The 15657-nt window shown below is 70.4% G+C and carries 14 protein-coding genes and 1 riboswitch; of the genes, 6 read left to right on the forward strand and 8 right to left on the reverse strand.

Annotated features, from left to right (window positions below; translation table 11 throughout):
- Positions 1 to 54: 54 nt before the first annotated feature.
- Entirely contained in the window at positions 55 to 276 is a 222-nt protein-coding gene (locus tag ACZ4NT_RS09865) for a hypothetical protein (protein ID WP_121406429.1), read from the forward strand.
- Here the strand turns inward: ACZ4NT_RS09865 and ACZ4NT_RS09870 are convergent.
- From ACZ4NT_RS09870 to ACZ4NT_RS09895, 6 genes are all read right to left on the reverse strand, one after another.
- Entirely contained in the window at positions 189 to 1199 is a 1011-nt protein-coding gene (locus ACZ4NT_RS09870) for a ribonucleotide-diphosphate reductase subunit beta (protein WP_121405891.1), read from the reverse strand. The two genes, ACZ4NT_RS09865 and ACZ4NT_RS09870, sit on opposite strands and share 88 nt — an antisense overlap.
- Positions 1199 to 3568 (reverse strand): ribonucleoside-diphosphate reductase subunit alpha, encoded by a 2370-nt coding sequence (locus tag ACZ4NT_RS09875; RefSeq protein ID WP_467724571.1) that lies wholly within the window; start codon positions 3566 to 3568, stop codon positions 1199 to 1201. Before ACZ4NT_RS09875 ends, ACZ4NT_RS09870 begins: the two co-directional genes overlap by 1 nt.
- A 128-nt stretch (positions 3569 to 3696) precedes the next feature.
- Positions 3697 to 3855, reverse strand: a riboswitch (cobalamin riboswitch).
- A 53-nt stretch (positions 3856 to 3908) separates the two neighbouring features.
- Positions 3909 to 4421, reverse strand: a complete 513-nt coding sequence (locus ACZ4NT_RS09880) for a GNAT family N-acetyltransferase (RefSeq protein WP_121405893.1) — start codon at positions 4419 to 4421, stop codon at positions 3909 to 3911.
- A 75-nt stretch (positions 4422 to 4496) separates the two neighbouring features.
- The gene (mctP, locus tag ACZ4NT_RS09885) at positions 4497 to 6107 is read right to left on the reverse strand and encodes a monocarboxylate uptake permease MctP (RefSeq protein ID WP_467724573.1); all 1611 of its coding nucleotides are present in this window, start codon (positions 6105 to 6107) and stop codon (positions 4497 to 4499) included.
- On the reverse strand, positions 6104 to 6367 hold the full coding sequence (locus ACZ4NT_RS09890) for a DUF3311 domain-containing protein (protein ID WP_121405895.1): 264 nt from the start codon (positions 6365 to 6367) through the stop codon (positions 6104 to 6106). Before ACZ4NT_RS09890 ends, mctP begins: the two co-directional genes overlap by 4 nt.
- A 209-nt stretch (positions 6368 to 6576) precedes the next feature.
- Positions 6577 to 7341: a GntR family transcriptional regulator gene (locus tag ACZ4NT_RS09895; RefSeq protein WP_121405896.1), complete on the reverse strand. Its 765-nt coding sequence runs from the start codon at positions 7339 to 7341 to the stop codon at positions 6577 to 6579.
- A 429-nt stretch (positions 7342 to 7770) separates the two neighbouring features.
- Between ACZ4NT_RS09895 and ACZ4NT_RS09900 the strand changes: the two genes are divergently transcribed.
- From ACZ4NT_RS09900 to ACZ4NT_RS09915, 4 genes are all read left to right on the forward strand, one after another.
- Positions 7771 to 9057: an extracellular solute-binding protein gene (locus tag ACZ4NT_RS09900; protein WP_121405897.1), complete on the forward strand. Its 1287-nt coding sequence runs from the start codon at positions 7771 to 7773 to the stop codon at positions 9055 to 9057.
- Positions 9058 to 9246: 189 nt separating this feature from the next.
- Entirely contained in the window at positions 9247 to 10233 is a 987-nt protein-coding gene (locus ACZ4NT_RS09905) for a carbohydrate ABC transporter permease (RefSeq protein ID WP_121405898.1), read from the forward strand.
- A gap of 98 nt (positions 10234 to 10331) precedes the next feature.
- Positions 10332 to 11114, forward strand: coding sequence for a carbohydrate ABC transporter permease (locus tag ACZ4NT_RS09910; protein ID WP_121406430.1), 783 nt, complete (start codon positions 10332 to 10334; stop codon positions 11112 to 11114).
- A gap of 9 nt (positions 11115 to 11123) precedes the next feature.
- A complete protein-coding gene (locus ACZ4NT_RS09915) occupies positions 11124 to 12668 on the forward strand; it encodes a glycoside hydrolase family 3 protein (protein WP_467724577.1) in 1545 nt (514 codons plus the stop codon).
- Positions 12669 to 12872: 204 nt separating this feature from the next.
- Here ACZ4NT_RS09915 and nagB read toward each other — a convergent pair whose 3' ends face one another.
- Together nagB and ACZ4NT_RS09925 are read right to left on the reverse strand one after the other, a co-directional pair.
- Positions 12873 to 13658 (reverse strand): glucosamine-6-phosphate deaminase, encoded by a 786-nt coding sequence (gene nagB, locus ACZ4NT_RS09920; protein WP_121405900.1) that lies wholly within the window; start codon positions 13656 to 13658, stop codon positions 12873 to 12875.
- Between the two features lie 250 nt (positions 13659 to 13908).
- Complete coding sequence (locus ACZ4NT_RS09925) at positions 13909 to 14661, reverse strand: SDR family oxidoreductase (protein WP_467724579.1); 753 nt, start codon at positions 14659 to 14661, stop codon at positions 13909 to 13911.
- Between the two features lie 98 nt (positions 14662 to 14759).
- Between ACZ4NT_RS09925 and ACZ4NT_RS09930 the strand changes: the two genes are divergently transcribed.
- On the forward strand, positions 14760 to 15434 hold the full coding sequence (locus ACZ4NT_RS09930; RefSeq protein ID WP_467724581.1) for a TetR/AcrR family transcriptional regulator: 675 nt from the start codon (positions 14760 to 14762) through the stop codon (positions 15432 to 15434).
- Positions 15435 to 15657: the final 223 nt, after the last annotated feature.

A 15657-nucleotide genomic window follows, 5' to 3' on the forward strand; every position in this document is an offset into this window, starting at 1 on the left:
CTGCGGCAGTCCTGCCACTGCCCCCGCGGTGCGATCGGCGCGACAGTGGTGTTCATGGAGACACTCGTGAACACCACCGTCGCCCTTCTCACCGTCCTCGCGGTCTTCCTGGTCCTGGCCCTGCCCTCACTGGCCGGCCTGCGCCGGGAATGGCGCATCGACCGGGAGCTGAGCGCTGCCGGCGGAACTCAGAAGTCCTCGTCGAAGCCGACCGAGCCCTCCACCGCGACCTGGTACGCGGAGGGCCGCCGCTCGAAGAAGTTGGTCAGCTCCTGAACCCCCTGGAGCTCCATGAAGGAGAACGGGTTCTCCGAGCCGTAGACCGGAGCGAAGCCCAGCCGCGTCAGACGCTGGTCGGCGACGCACTCCAGGTACTGCCGCATGGAGTCCGTGTTCATCCCCGGGAGGCCGTCACCGCACAGGTCGCGCGCGAACTGCAGCTCGGCCTCGACGGCCTCCCGCAGCATGTCGGTGACCTGCTCCTGGAGGCGGTCGTCGAAGAGCTCCGGCTCCTCCTTGCGGACCGTGTCGACCACCTCGAACGCGAACGACATGTGCATCGTCTCGTCCCGGAACACCCAGTTGGTGCCGGTCGCCAGGCCGTGCAGCAGGCCGCGGCTGCGGAACCAGTAGACGTACGCGAACGCGCCGTAGAAGAAGAGCCCCTCGATGCACGCCGCGAAGCAGATCAGGTTCAGCAGGAAGCGGCGCCGGTCGGCCTTCGACTCCAGCCGGTCCAGCTTCTCCACCGAGTCCATCCACTTGAAGCAGAACGCGGCCTTCTCCCGGATCGACGGGATGCTCTCCACGGCGTCGAAGGCGGCCGCGCGGTCCTCCGGGTCCGGCAGATAGGTGTCGAGCAGCGTCAGATAGAACTGGACGTGCACGGCCTCCTCGAACAGCTGGCGCGAGAGATACAGCCGCGCCTCAGGGGAGTTGATGTGCTTGTACAGCGTCAGCACCAGGTTGTTCGCGACGATCGAGTCACCGGTCGCGAAGAACGCGACCAGGCGGCCGATCATGTGCTGCTCGCCGCGGGACAGCTTCGCCAGGTCGGCGACGTCCGAGTGGAGGTCGACCTCCTCCACGGTCCAGGTGTTCTTGATCGCGTCCCGGTAGCGCTCGTAGAAGTCCGGGTAGCGCATCGGGCGGAGCGTCAGCTCGAAGCCGGGGTCGAGCAGATTCTGGGTGCTGGACATTACTGGCAGGCCTCGCAGGACTCGGGGTTCTCAAGGGAGCAGGCGACGGCGTCCTCGTCGGGGGCCGCCTGCACGGGGACGGGGGTCTGCGCCCGGGCGGCGCGGGCGATGCGGGTCGCCGGACGGGACCGCAGGTAGTACGTCGTCTTCAGTCCCGACTTCCAGGCGTACGCGTACATCGAGGAGAGCTTGCCGATGGTCGGCGTCTCCAGGAACAGGTTCAGCGACTGGGCCTGGTCCAGGTACGGCGTCCGGGCCGCGGCCATGTCGATGAGGCCGCGCTGCGGCAGCTCCCACGCGGTGCGGTACAGGTCGCGGACGTCCTGCGGCACCCAGGTGAAGCCCTGCACCGAGCCGCCCGACTCGCGCAGCGCCTCCCGGGTCTGCGCGTCCCACACGCCGAGCCGCTTCAGCTCGTCCACCAGGTAGGAATTGACCTGGAGGAACTCGCCCGACAGCGTCTCGCGCTTGAACAGGTTGGAGACCTGCGGCTCGATGCACTCGTAGACGCCCGCGATGGAGGCGATGGTCGCGGTCGGGGCGATGGCGAGGAGCAGGGAATTGCGCATGCCGACGGCCGCGATGCGCTCGCGCAGGGCCGCCCAGCGCTCCGGCCAGGCCGGCTCGGTGTCGTAGTGGTCGGGGTGCAGGACACCGCGGGCCGTGCGGGTCTTCTGCCAGGCGGGGAGCGGGCCGTTGCGCTCGGCGAGGTCCGCGGAGGCCTCGTAGGCGGCCAGCATGATGCGCTCGGCGATCCGGGTGGAGAGCTGCTCGGCCTCCGGGGAGTCGAAGGGCAGCCGCAGCTTGAAGAAGACGTCCTGCAGGCCCATCGCGCCCAGGCCGACCGGGCGCCAGCGGGCGTTGGAGCGGCCCGCCTGCTCGGTCGGGTAGAAGTTGATGTCCACGACCCGGTCGAGGAAGGTCACGGCCGTGCGGACGGTCTCGTCCAGCCGTTCCCAGTCGATGCCCCCGTCGGCCACGAACGCGCCGAGGTTCACCGAGCCGAGGTTGCAGACGGCGGTCTCCCCGTCGTCCGTGACCTCCAGGATCTCCGTGCACAGGTTCGACGAGTGCACGGTGTGGCCCGGCTCCGCCGTCTGGTTGGCGGTGCGGTTGGCGGCGTCCTTGAAGGTCATCCAGCCGTTGCCGGTCTGCGCCAAGGTGCGCATCATCCGGCCGTACAGGTCGCGCGCCGGGATCGTCTTCCTCGCGAGGCCGGCCTCCTCGGCCCTGCGGTACGCGGCGTCGAACTCCTCGCCCCACAGGTCGACCAGCTCGGGCACGTCCGCCGGCGAGAACAGCGACCACGTACCGCCCGCGTCGACCCGCCGCATGAACTCGTCCGGGATCCAGTGCGCGAGGTTCAGGTTGTGCGTACGGCGGGCGTCCTCACCGGTGTTGTCGCGCAGCTCCAGGAACTCCTCGATGTCGGAGTGCCAGGTCTCCAGGTAGACCGCCGCGGCGCCCTTGCGCCGGCCGCCCTGGTTCACGGCGGCGACGGAGGCGTCCAGCGTCTTGAGGAACGGGACGATGCCGTTGGAGTGCCCGTTCGTGCCCCGGATCAGCGAACCGCGGGAGCGGATGCGGGAGTAGGAGAGGCCGATGCCGCCGGCGTGCTTGGAGAGGCGGGCCACCTGGTGGTAGCGGTCGTAGATCGAGTCCAGCTCGTCCAGCGGGGAGTCGAGGAGGTAGCAGGACGACATCTGCGGGTGGCGGGTGCCGGAGTTGAAGAGCGTGGGGGAGGAGGGCAGGTAGTCGAGCCGGCTCATCAGCCCGTAGAGCGCGGCCACTTCGTCGACGGCGCGGGAGGTGTCGTCCTCGGCGAGACCGGAGGCGACGCGCAGCATGAAGTGCTGGGGGGTCTCGATCACGCGCCGGGTGATCGGGTGCCGCAGCAGGTAGCGGCTGTGCAGCGTGCGCAGGCCGAAGTAGCCGAAGCGGTCGTCGCCCGCGACGTCGACGAGCGCGTCGAGGCGCGGTGCGTGCAGGCGGACGAACTCGGCGGTGCGGTCCGCGATCAGCCCCTCCCGGTGCCCGACGGCGACCGATCCCGAGAAGGACGTGACGCCCTGGGAGGCGGCCTCGGCGGCGATGGCGAGCGTCAGCAGCCGGGCGGCCAGCCGTGAGTAGGCGGGGTCCTCGGAGATGAGCCCGGCCGCGGCCTCCGTGGCCAGCTCGCGCAGCTCCGCCTCGTCCGCGTGCGCGGACCGGCCCCGCAGCGCGGCGGCGGCTACCCGGCCGGGGTCGGCGTCGGGGAGGTCCGCGGTGAGGTCGGTCAGGGTCCGCAGCAACGCGGCACCGGGACCGTCCGGCTCCGCCTGAGTGGCGGACGGTGTCGCTGCTGCCGGATCGGCTGGCGCGATGGTCACGTGGGGCTCTCCCTCGCTCGGCACGGGGCCTTCGGGAGGGCAGCGGGGCACACGTCACCCCGCACGGGCACGCGTGCGTCCACCGGCCCACTCCACGAGGCCCGGACGTCTGGGCACCCGGACCGGACGGACCGGGCGCACTGTCGGCAGGTCCTCGGACTGACCGTGTGCGGGGTCGCGCACAGGTACACCGTTGCGGGACAGTTCCGGATTCGCACCGGATTCCCCTGCGGCGACAGCGAGCATGAGCATACATCTTGTGCCGGGCCGCCGACGCACCCCCACATGTTGTGTCGTGTCGGCTTCGGAGGGTGTCAGCCGGTGCCCGGAACAGCAGCTGTCAGAGCGTCAGTTCGTAAGTCAGCAGCAGGATGTCGTCGAGTTCCGGGACCGGGTTCCAGTCGCGTGCGGGGGCCCGGGTGAAGCCGAGCCGTTCGTAGATGCGGTGCGCGGCGTGCATGGTGCGCTGGGTGGAGAGCACGACGCCGACGCACCCCTCGGTGGCCCGCGCCCGGTCGACGCAGGCGCGCACCAGGGCCTCGCCCGCCCCTCGTCCGCGCGCCTCGCGGGCGACGGCGAGCATCCGGATCTCGGCCTCGCCGGGGCGCGCGAGTTCGGCGAGGGCGCTGTCGGCCGACGGCACGTGGGTCACGCCGCCGAGCACCCGGCCGTCCCGGTCCGCGGCGACCAGGACCTCGGCCGCGGCGGCGCGCCGCGCGACGTCCCGCAGGTGCACCAGATAGCCGTCGCTCGCCCCGAAGTCGAGCAGGCCGTCGCCGAGATAGGCCTGCGCGGTGATCTCCCCGAGCGTCTCGTACTCCTCGGGCCGGGCCTTCCTGATGAGGATGTCCATGCGGGCGAGTCTGCCGGACGGGCACGACGAAGGGCCGCCGGATTTCCCGGCGGCCCTCCGTCGTACGCGACTCGGTCAGGGGGTGGCACCCGCCGTGGCCGGCGGCAGTTCCACCTGGACACCCGGGTCACCGGCGTCCGCCGTGTAGTCCTGCGGCGAGGTCTCGTCCACGCCGTCGGGGGCCTTGACGGCCCGCAGCACGAAGGTGAGCACGACCGTCACGACGACGTTCAGCACGAAGGCCGTCAGACCGATGTAGCCGATCTCCCCGATGCCGGGGATCTCCTTCGAGCTGCCGCCGAAGTGCGCCTGGGTCGGGGAGGCGACCCCGTACGCGGCGAGGGTGCCGTACACCATGCCGACCGCCCAGCCCGCGAGCAGCGCCCAGCGGTGGAACCAGCGGGTGAACAGACCGCCGACCAGCGCCGGGAACGTCTGCAGGATCCAGATGCCGCCCAGCAGCTGGAAGTTGATGGCGACGGTCTTGTCCATGGTGAGGACGAAGGCCAGCGCCCCCACCTTCACCAGCAGCGAGACCAGTTTGGAGACACGCGTCTCCTCCTTGGGGGTCGCGTCCGGCTTGATGAAGTCCTTGTAGATGTTGCGGGTGAACAGGTTCGCCGCGGCGATCGACATGATCGCCGCCGGCACCAGCGCGCCGATGCCGATGGCCGCGAAGGCCACGCCCGCGAACCAGTCGGGGAACATCGTCTCGAACAGCTGCGGGATCGCCAGCTGCCCGTTCTGCACCTTCACCCCGGCCGCGATCGCCATGAACCCGAGCAGGGCGAGCAGGCCCAGCATCAGGGAGTACAGCGGCAGGATCGTGGTGTTGCGCCGGATCACCTCGCGGCTGCGGCTGGACAGCGTCGCCGTGATCGAGTGCGGGTACATGAACAGCGCGAGCGCCGAACCGAGCGCGAGCGTGGCGTACGTCCACTGTCCGGCCTCGGCGGGCACGACCCCGCCCGCTCCGGCGGCGGTGTACTTGTCGCCGGCCGCCTTGAAGATCTCGTCGAACCCGCCGAGCTTGATCGGGATGTAGATGATGGCCACCGCGATCACGATGTAGATCAGGGTGTCCTTCACGAACGCGATCAGGGCGGGCGCCCGCAGACCCGAGGAGTACGTGTAGGCGGCCAGCACGCCGAAGGCGATCAGCAGCGGCAGGTCCTTCACGAACCAGTTGGTGTTCTCGCCGCCGCCGACGCCCATCACGTCCAGCACCGCCTGGATGCCCACGAGCTGGAGCGCGATGTACGGCATCGTGGCGAGGATGCCGGTCACGGCCACCGCCAGGGACAGGCCCTTGGAGCCGAAGCGTCCGCGCACGAAGTCCGAGGTCGTCACATAGCCGTGCTTGTGCGAGACCGACCACAGCCGCGGCAGGAACGTGAAGATCAGCGGGTAGACGAGGATGGTGTACGGCACGGCGAAGAAGCCGGCCGCGCCCGCCGCGTAGATCGCCGCGGGTACGGCCACGAAGGTGTACGCCGTGTAGAGGTCGCCGCCGAGCAGGAACCAGGTCACCCAGGTGCCGAACGACCGGCCGCCCAGGCCCCATTCGTCGAGGCTGTGCTCGTTGTCGGCCTTGCGCCAGCGCGCGGCCAGGAACCCCATGACCGTGACGGCCAGGAAGAAGAAGATGAAGACGCCCAGGGCGACTCCGTTCACGCCGTCCTTCACTTCGACGCACCCCCGTCCTGCGTCGTACGGGCGCGCTGGTCACGCCGCCAGAGCTGGTACGCGGTCATCGTGAGCAGCGTGGAGACGACCACCCAGAGCATCTGGTACCAGTAGAAGAAGGGGATCCCGATGAAGGTCGGGTCCGTCTTCGCGTAGGAGCCGACCCACAGCATCGCCACGAAGGGTGCGACGAGGCAGAGGGCGATCACCACGCGGACCGGTGTCACCACCGGTGGCTTCACTTCGGGCACATCGGACATTCGGCGGCTCCGTCCCCTCGCTGATCACCTGTGTAACGCGCAGGCAATCTAGGCGACGGCGTCGAGCATGCGGAACCCCCCGTCCGCATATCGGTCCCCACCAGCGGGTTTTCACTGCGGCGAATGCACACAGAGGGGGCCGGGACGGACCGGCCCCGGCGTCCGTGCGGGACCACGGGGGCTCGCGCCCGGGGGACGCCGGGCCGGCCCTAGTCCACCGGGCGCTTGAGGCGGGCCACGAACTTGTACCGGTCACCCCGGTACACCGAGCGCACCCACTCCACCGGCTGGCCGGTCTTGTCCAGCGAGTGGCGGGAGAGCATCAGCATCGGCAGACCGACGTCGGTGCCGAGCAGCCCGGCCTCGCGGGGCGTGGCCAGCGAGGTCTCGATGGTCTCCTCGGCCTCGGCGAGATGGACGTCGTACACCTCGGCGAGCGCGGTGTAGAGAGACGTGTACTTGACCAGCGACCTGCGCAGGGCGGGGAATCGCTTGGCGGAGAGGTGGGTCGTCTCGATCGCCATCGGCTCGCCGCTCGCCAGCCGCAGCCGCTCGATCCGCAGCACGCGCCCGCCGGCCGAGATGTCGAGCAGCTGCGCGAGCGTCTCGTCCGCGGTGATGTAGCCGATGTCCAGCAGCTGCGAGGTGGGTTCGAGGCCCTGGGCGCGCATGTCCTCGGTGTACGAGGTGAGTTGGAGCGCCTGGGAGACCTTCGGTTTCGCCACGAAGGTGCCCTTGCCCTGGATGCGTTCGAGGCGCCCTTCGACGACCAGCTCCTGGAGCGCCTGTCGCACGGTGGTGCGGGAGGTGTCGAACTCGGCGGCGAGGGTGCGCTCGGGAGGCACCGGCGTGCCGGGCGACTGCGTCTCCGTCATGTCGAGCAGGTGCTTCTTCAGGCGGTAGTACTTGGGCACGCGCGCGGTACGGATGGGTGCCCCACCCTCGTTCTCCGCACTGCTGACGTCGGTGCTCATGCTCTGCCTTCCCGGCTCCGGATGCCGAAGCGACCGACCTGTCCGATCGGCCACGGCTCACATCGTGGCACGGCTTCGCGCGCGAGTGGCCTCCGCACGCTCCGTGATCCCCTCTATATACCGTCGGGGTTCCCGTTGGTCTAGTCCATCGCGCCGGACGGGTGCCTCTCATGCCCCGCGACGTGCCCTGTTCGTGCCGCCGGAACACCCCTGTCCGTTCTGTCACTTGCGCAATGAAAGGTCCCTGCATATGTCGGTCCCGTAACGCTCACCTGAAGGGTCTTCCTCACCCTTGACACCCCTCTAGGTCTAGGCCAAGCTCCCGGTACTGGTCTACACCATTGGTCCAGGTCCCGGCCCCACGGGCAGTACTCGTCACAGGTCACCGCGGTGGGCAGGGGGGTTTATGGCATCCCTGAGGAGGGTGGCGTGAAGCGCAAGCTGATAGCCGCGATCGGTATCGCGGGCATGATGGTTTCCATCGCGGCGTGCGGGGACAGTGACAAGGACTCCGGGGGCGGCAAGGGCGGCGCGGAGGCCAAGGAACTCACCGTCTGGCTGACGGTGGACGCGCAGAACAACTGGCCCGAGCTGGTCAAGGCCGCCGACGCGGCGGTGAAGAAGAAGCACCCCGGCGTCAAGATCAACCACGAGTACTACGGCTGGCCGGACAAGAACGCCAAGCTCGACGCGGTGCTCGCCACCGACAAGGCCCCCGACGTGGTCGAGATGGGCAACACCGAGATGCTCGGCTACATGGTCAAGGGCGCCTTCGCTCCCGTCGACGCGTCGAAGTTCGACAACGCGGACCAGTGGCTGGACGGCCTCAAGGCCTCCGTCACGTACGACGGCAAGACCTACGGCGTGCCGTACTACGCCGGTGGCCGCGTCGGCAACTGGCGCAAGGACATCGCCGCCGCCTCCGGCGTCAAGTCCACGCCGAAGACGTACAAGGAGCTCACCGCCGACCTGGACAAGATCCAGAAGAAGCAGGGCGACAAGTTCAGCGCCTGGTACCAGCCGACCCGTGACTGGTACGCCGCGATGTCCTTCGTCTACGACGCCGGCGGCTCCATCGCCGTCGAGTCGGGCGGTCAGTGGAAGGGCAACCTCTCCTCGCCCGAGTCGGTCAAGGGACTCAAGGCCTTCAAGTCGGTCGTCGACAAGTACATGCACGGCGACAAGACCAAGGACGAGTCGGACCGCTACATCGTGTACGGCCAGGGCAAGTCCGGCATGATCTTCGGTGCCGCCTGGGAGGGCGCGACCTCCGAGGACCCGAAGAACGACAAGACCGGCAAGCTCAAGGGCAACCTCGAGAACTTCGTGGTCCCCGGCCCGTCCGGCAAGAACCTCCCGGTCTTCCTCGGCGGTTCCGACCTCGCCGTCCCGGTGAAGTCCGACGCCCAGGAGCTCGCCGCCGAGTGGATCAACGCACTCACCGGCGCCGAGGGCCAGAAGGGCCTGATCGGCAAGGGCAACCTGCCGAACAACAAGACCGACCTCGCGACGCTGAAGAGCGACCCGAAGACGGCGGTCCCGGCCACCGCGGCCGAGAGCAACTGGTTCGTCCCGATGGCGCCCGGCTGGGGCCAGGTCGAGAAGGCCCAGGTCCTGCAGACCATGCTGCAGAACATCGGCACCGGCAAGAAGTCGGTCGAGGACGCCGCGAAGGACGCGGACGCCGCGATCGACAAGGTCATCAACAACAAGTGACCGTCAGGCAGGGCCCCGTTGTCGGCGGGGCCCTGCCTTCCGTACGACCCTGCCGGGAGGCGGGGCCTGCTCCCCGTACGCCCGTGAGCCGGAGAGGGACGGGGCGCGCCTCCCGTACGACCTGTACGACCCGGTCGGGGACGGGGCCTGCCGCCCGTACGACCCGAGGGACCGCTGAGGAGCGCGCGGATGAGTGCCGCTGATACGACCACTGCCAAAGTGCCGCCGACGCGGCAGTCGCCACCACCACCCGCACCCGCGGAACGACCACGCCGTAAGCGGACCTCCGAGGGGACGGCCGCACCCTGGGCGCTGCTCGCCCCCTGTCTGCTGATCCTCGCGCTGGTCCTCGGCTACCCGCTCGTCCGCCTGGTCACCCTGTCCTTCCAGGAGTTCGGGCAGTCCCAGCTGTGGGGCTTCAAGCCCGCCGAGTCGGTCGGCTTCGACAACTTCACCAAGGTGCTCGGAGACGGTGAGTTCTGGGCCGTGGTCGTGCGCACGATCGTGTTCGCCGGCGGTTCCGTCGTCTTCACGATGGTCATCGGCATGCTGATCGCGCTGCTCCTGCAGCGGGTGTCGGGCTGGGTGAAGACGCTCATCAACATCGCGCTGGTGGCCAGCTGGGGCATGCCCATCATCGTGGCCACCACCGTCTTCAAGTGGCTCTTCGACTCCGACTACGGCGTCTTCAACGCGGTGCTCAGCAGGCTCCCCGGCGTCGACATGATCGGCCACAACTGGTTCGCCAGCGGCCCCCAGGGCCTGGCCGTGATCATGCTGCTCGTGGTGTGGGGCGCGGTGCCGTTCGTCGTCATCACGCTCAGCGCCGGACTCACCCAGGTGCCCAAGGAACTGGAGGAGGCGGCGCGGCTCGACGGCGCGGGCGCGTGGGGCGTCTTCCGTTACGTCACCCTGCCGATCCTCAAGCCGATCATCGTGATGCTGACGACGCTCTCCGTCATCTGGGACATGGGCGTCTTCCCGCAGGTCTTCGTGATGCGCGGCGGTCATCCCGAGGCCGAGTTCCAGCTGCTCACCACGTACTCGTACGACCGCGCGTTCGTGGTCAACGACTACGCGCAGGGATCGGCGATCGCCCTGCTCACCGTGCTCCTGCTGCTCGGTGTGGTCGCCGTCTACATGCGCCAGATGCTCAAGATCGGAGAGGTCGAGTGACCACGACCACCGCTCCCGCCGCCCGGCCCCGCAAGACGGCCCCGGCCCCCGCCGCCACCCGGCCGCGCCGGTCCAGGCTCGGCTGGAACCTCCTCGGCCTGTTCGTCTTCGTCACCGCGGGCTTCCCCGTCTACTGGATGCTGAACACGGCGTTCAAGCCGGCGAAGGACGCCATCGACCCGGACCCGAGCCTGCTGCCCACCGCGCTCACGCTCGACAACTTCCGCCGGGCGCTCGACATCGCCGACTTCTGGGGCCCGGTGGGCCGCAGCCTGATCGTCTCGCTCGCGGTGGTCCTGATCGGCATCGTGGTCGGCATGCTGGCCGCGCTCGCCATCTCCCGGTTCGCCTTCCGCGGCCGCAAGATCGTGATCGTCGGCATCCTGGCGGTCCAGATGGTCCCGCTCGTCGCCATGATCATCCCGGTCTTCCTGCTGCTGAACGACCTCGGCCAGTACGACAAGCTCACCGGCCTGATCATCACCTATCTGACCTTCATCCTGCCCTTCACGGTGTGGACGCTGCGCGGCTTCATCGTCAACATCCCGAAGGAGCTGGAGGAGGCCGCCATGGTCGACGGCTGCTCCCGCACGAGCGCCTTCATCCGCGTGGTCTTCCCGCTGCTGGCGCCCGGCATGGTCGCCACCTCGGTCTACGGCTTCATCCAGGCCTGGAACGAGTACCTCTACGCCTTGATGCTCATGAGCCAGAAGAACCAGACCGCCACGGTCTGGCTCGGCAACTTCACCACCAAGCACGGCACCGAGTACGCCCCGATGATGGCCGGTTCCACGATGATGGCCGTGCCGATCGTCGTTCTCTTCCTCATCGTCCAGCGCAAGATGGCCGCGGGGCTGACCGCGGGCGCCGTGAAGGGATAACGCCACCCGATGACGACACTCGCCAGTGGTACCGACACGCTCACGCGGGACGCACTCGCCGTGCTCCAGCCCGGCTTCACCGGGACCAGCGCGCCCGACTGGCTGCTCCGGCGGCTCGGTGAAGGCCTCACGTCGGTCGGCCTGTTCGGCCGCAACATCACCTCACCCGGACAACTCTCCGCCCTCACCGCCCAGTTGCGCGCCGAATGCGACGACGTGCTCGTCGCGATCGACGAGGAGGGCGGCGACGTCACCCGGCTGGAGGTGCGGACCGGGTCCTCCTACCCCGGGAACCACGCCCTGGGCGCGGTGGACGACGTCGAGCTGACGCGGGAGGTGGCCCTCGCCCTCGGCCACCGCCTGGCCGCCTGCGGCGTCAACCTCAACTGGGCCCCGTCCGCCGACGTGAACTCCAACCCCGACAACCCGGTCATCGGCGTGCGGTCCTTCGGCGCCGACACCGACCTGGTGGCCCGGCACACCGCCGCGTACGTCACCGGCCTCCAGGCCGCGGGGGTGGCGGCCTGCACGAAGCACTTCCCGGGCCACGGCGACACCGCCGTCGACTCGCACCACGCGCTGCCCCGGATCGACGCCGACCTGTCGGTGCTCCAGGCGCGTGAACTCGTCCCGTTCCGGGCCGCGATCGCCGCGGGCACCCGGGCCGTGATGAGCGCGCACATCCTGGTCCCGGCGCTGGATCCCGACCGTCCCGCCACGCTCTCCCGCCGCATCCTCACCGGCCTCCTCCGCGAGGAACTGGGGTACGACGGGCTGATCGTCACCGACGGCATGGAGATGCAGGCCATCGCCGCGACCTACGGCATCGAGCAGGGCAGCGTCCTCGCCATCGCCTCCGGCGCCGACGCGATCTGCGTGGGCGGCGGTCTGGCGGACGACGAGACGGTACGCCGGCTGCGCGACGCCCTGGTCACCGCGGTCCGCACCGGAGAGCTCCCCGAGGAACGCCTCGCCGACGCGGCGGCCCGGGTCCGGGCGCTCGCGCGCTGGACGGCCGCCGCGGCGAGCGTGGACCCGGCGGCTCCGGCGGATTCCGCGGACGCCGCCGGATTCGGCACCGGGCGCCCGGGGGGCGTGTCCGGCGCCGCCGCCGAGGTGGGGCTGGTCGCCGCCCGGCGTGCGCTCACGGTGACGCACTCCGACACGTACGCCCCGCTCACGGAGCCGCCGTTCGTCGCCGCGCTGACCCCCGTCGCGAACATCGCCGTCGGGGACGAGACCCCGTGGGGCGTCGCGGCGGAGCTCGCCCGGCTGCTGCCCGGCACGGAGACGGGCAGCTTCTCGGGTGAGGACGCGGAGGCCGCCGCCCTCACCGCGGCGGGCCCGCGCCGGATCGTCGCCGTCGTGCGCGACGAGCACCGGCACCCGTGGATGGCCGCCACGCTCGACGCCCTCCTCGCCGCCCGCCCCGACACGATCGTCGTCGAGATGGGCGTCCCCCAGGCCGTTCCCCGCGGTGCCCTGCACATCGCGACCCACGGGGCGGCGCGGGTGTGCGGCCGGGCGGCCGCGGAGGTCATCGCCGGAGCGTGACCGCGGGCCCCGGATGCCCGAGCCCGTACGCGCGAGAAGCGCCGGGCCCCTGTCGCAGGGGTCCGGCGCTTCTGCATGTCGGTAGGCCAACGCCCTCCGCAAGGGCGACGGCCCGTGCCCCGGACCGGGCGTCGGCTCGGGTGCCCGTTACGGCGGCGCCGGCCCGTGCCCTCCGCAAGGGGCCCCGGGCCGGCGCTCCGGGCCTCAGATGCCCTGCCAGTCCGGCTTGTTGGCGAACGTGTGGCGGAAGTAGTCCGCGAGCTTCAGCTTGGAGGCCGCCGCGTCGTCCACCACGACCGTCGCATGCGGGTGCAGTTGGAGCGCCGATGCCGGGCACACCGCGGCCACCGGTCCCTCCACCGTCGCCGCGACCGCGTCGGCCTTGCCCTCACCCGTCGCGAGCAGCACCAGGTGCCGTGCCTCCAGGATCGTGCCGATGCCCTGGGTGATGACGTGGTGCGGGACCTGCTCGATGTCCCCGTCGAAGAAGCGGGCGTTGTCGACCCGGGTCTGTTCGGTCAGCGTCTTGATCCGGGTCCGTGAGGCGAGCGAGGAGCACGGCTCGTTGAACCCGATGTGCCCGTCCGTCCCGATCCCGAGCAGCTGGAGGTCGACCCCGCCGGCCGAGGCCAGCGCACGGTCGTACGCCTCGCACGCGGCCTGGACGTCCTCGGCGGTGCCGTCCGGCCCCATGAACGCGTCCATGGCCAGACCGAGCGGCTCCAGGACCTCGCGCCGAAGGACCGACCGGTAGGACTCGGGATGCTCGGCCGGCAGCCCCACGTACTCGTCGAGCTGGGCGATCCGCGCGCGCGAGGCGTCCACGGCACCCGAACCCACCTTGGCCGCGAGCGCCTCGTAGATGGGCAGCGGGGTCGAGCCGGTGGCCACGCCGAGCAGGGCGTCGGGCTTGCGCCGGAGCAGCTCCGCCATGGCCTCGGCGATGAGCTCGCCGCCCGCCTTGGCGTCCGGGACGATGACAACTTCCACGCTGGGCCTGCCGATCTGGAGAGGGGACTCAACTGGAACCCGAAAGGGGACGCATGTGGTATAGACCAATCTAGCAGAGTACCCCTGTCCGAGTCGCGCCGAACGCGCCACCCGTACACGCCGTCCGGGCGCCGCCACTCGAACCGTGCCCGGCGCCCCCGCCTTCCCCGCGCCCTCCGGTGTGCCGCGTCCGGCTTCCGAGCCTCCGGGGGCGGGCCACGGTCGCCCCGCCCGCCGGACCCCCGAGCTCCTAGACGAGCGAACCCCCTGTCGCGTCCAGCCAGTGCCCCGTCACCCACCGCCCCTCGTCCGAGGCGAGGAACGCCACCACGGCGGCGACGTCCGCCGGCGTGCCGACCCGTCCCAGCGCGGACATCGACGCCGCCTGGCGCCACGCCTCGTCGCTCGACCGCAGCCAGTCGGACGTGTGGTCGGTGTCGATGATCCCCGGCGCGACCGTGTTCACCGTGATGCCACGGGGGCCGAGCAGCTTGGACAGGTCGCGCGTGAGGACGTCCAGGGCGGCCTTCGTCATCGCATAGGTCACCTGGTCCGGCATCACCGCGGTACGGGCGAGGCCCGAGGAGATGTTGACGACCCGGCCGCCGTCCCGCAGCCGCGACGCCCCCAGCTGCGTGATGAAGTGCGGCGCCTTCACGTTGACCGCGAAGATCCGGTCGTACTCCGCCTCCGCCATCCGGTCGAAGGGGCTGGTGGTGCCGATCCCCGCGTTGTTCACCAGGATGTCCAGGCCCTCGGCCTGCCGGTCGAAGGCGGCCCAGAGGGCCTCCGCGTCCCCCGGTGTGCCCAGCTCCACGCCCAGGGCGAACGCCGACCCGCCCGCCGCCTCGACGGCGGCCACCGTCTCCCTCGCCGCCGCGGCGTTGCTGCCGTAGTGCACGCCGACCCGCGCGCCGTCCCGCCCGAGCCGCTCGGCGATCCCTCGCCCGATGCCCCTGCTGCCGCCCGTGACGAGTGCCGTCCTGCCGCTGAGCACACCCATGTCGGCGCCCCCTTCTCATTTATCTAGCGGTCGCTACAGAAAAAAACCGTACAACGACCCGCCGACATTTCTCTAGTACCCGCTATAAAATCCACTCCATGGTGAGCAGGCAGCAGGCCGAGCCGCGGGTCGGGCCCGAGGACGGGGCGGCGGCGACGGCGCAGGCGGGGCGCGGAGCCCCGGGGAAGCAGCGGGGCCGCCCCCGGTCCTTCGACCGTGCGACCGCGCTGGAGAAGGCCGTCCTGGCCTTCTGGGAGCACGGTTACGAGGGCACCTCGGTCTCCGACCTGACCCGCGTCATGGGCATCGGTGCGCCGAGCCTGTACGCGGCGTTCGGCGACAAGAGGTCGCTGTTCGAGGAGGTCGTGCAGGAGTACGGGACGAGGTACGGGTCGTTCACCGAACGCGCTCTCGCCGAGGAGCCCACCGTCCGCGGCGCCGTCGAGCGCATGCTGCGCGAGGCCGCGGCGGAGTACACCGACCCGGGCCACCCGCACGGCTGCCTGGTGATCCACGCGGCCACCAACTGCACGTCGCCCGAGGTGGAGCGGTCGCTGCGGGACCGGCGCAACGCGAACATCGCCGCGTTCGAGAGCCGGATCAGGGCGGGCATGGCGGCCGGCGAGCTCCCCGCGGACACCGACGCCGCCGCCCTGGCCCGGCACACCGGTGCGGTGATCCAGGGCATGTCCCAGCAGGCCCGGGACGGCGCGACGCGGGCGGAGCTGGAGGCCCTGGCCGAACTCGCCATGGCGATCTGGCCGACCTCCTGAGATCCGGCCCCGCGGGTGAACCCGGGCGGGCTACTCTGCGTGTAGACCGTCGGCGGGTGGCGGCGAGGGCACTGCGGCGAACATCCGCCAACGCATGGACAGCGGCGCATGGACGCAGGAGCATGGTCTAGTCCACAATGCGTGGGTCGAGCATGCCGCCGCCGACGTGACAGCATGTGAACGCGAAGCCTCCGTCTTCCCCGCACAGGAAGACGGACCGAGG

The organism is Streptomyces sp. NPDC026417 (genome assembly GCF_055567695.1).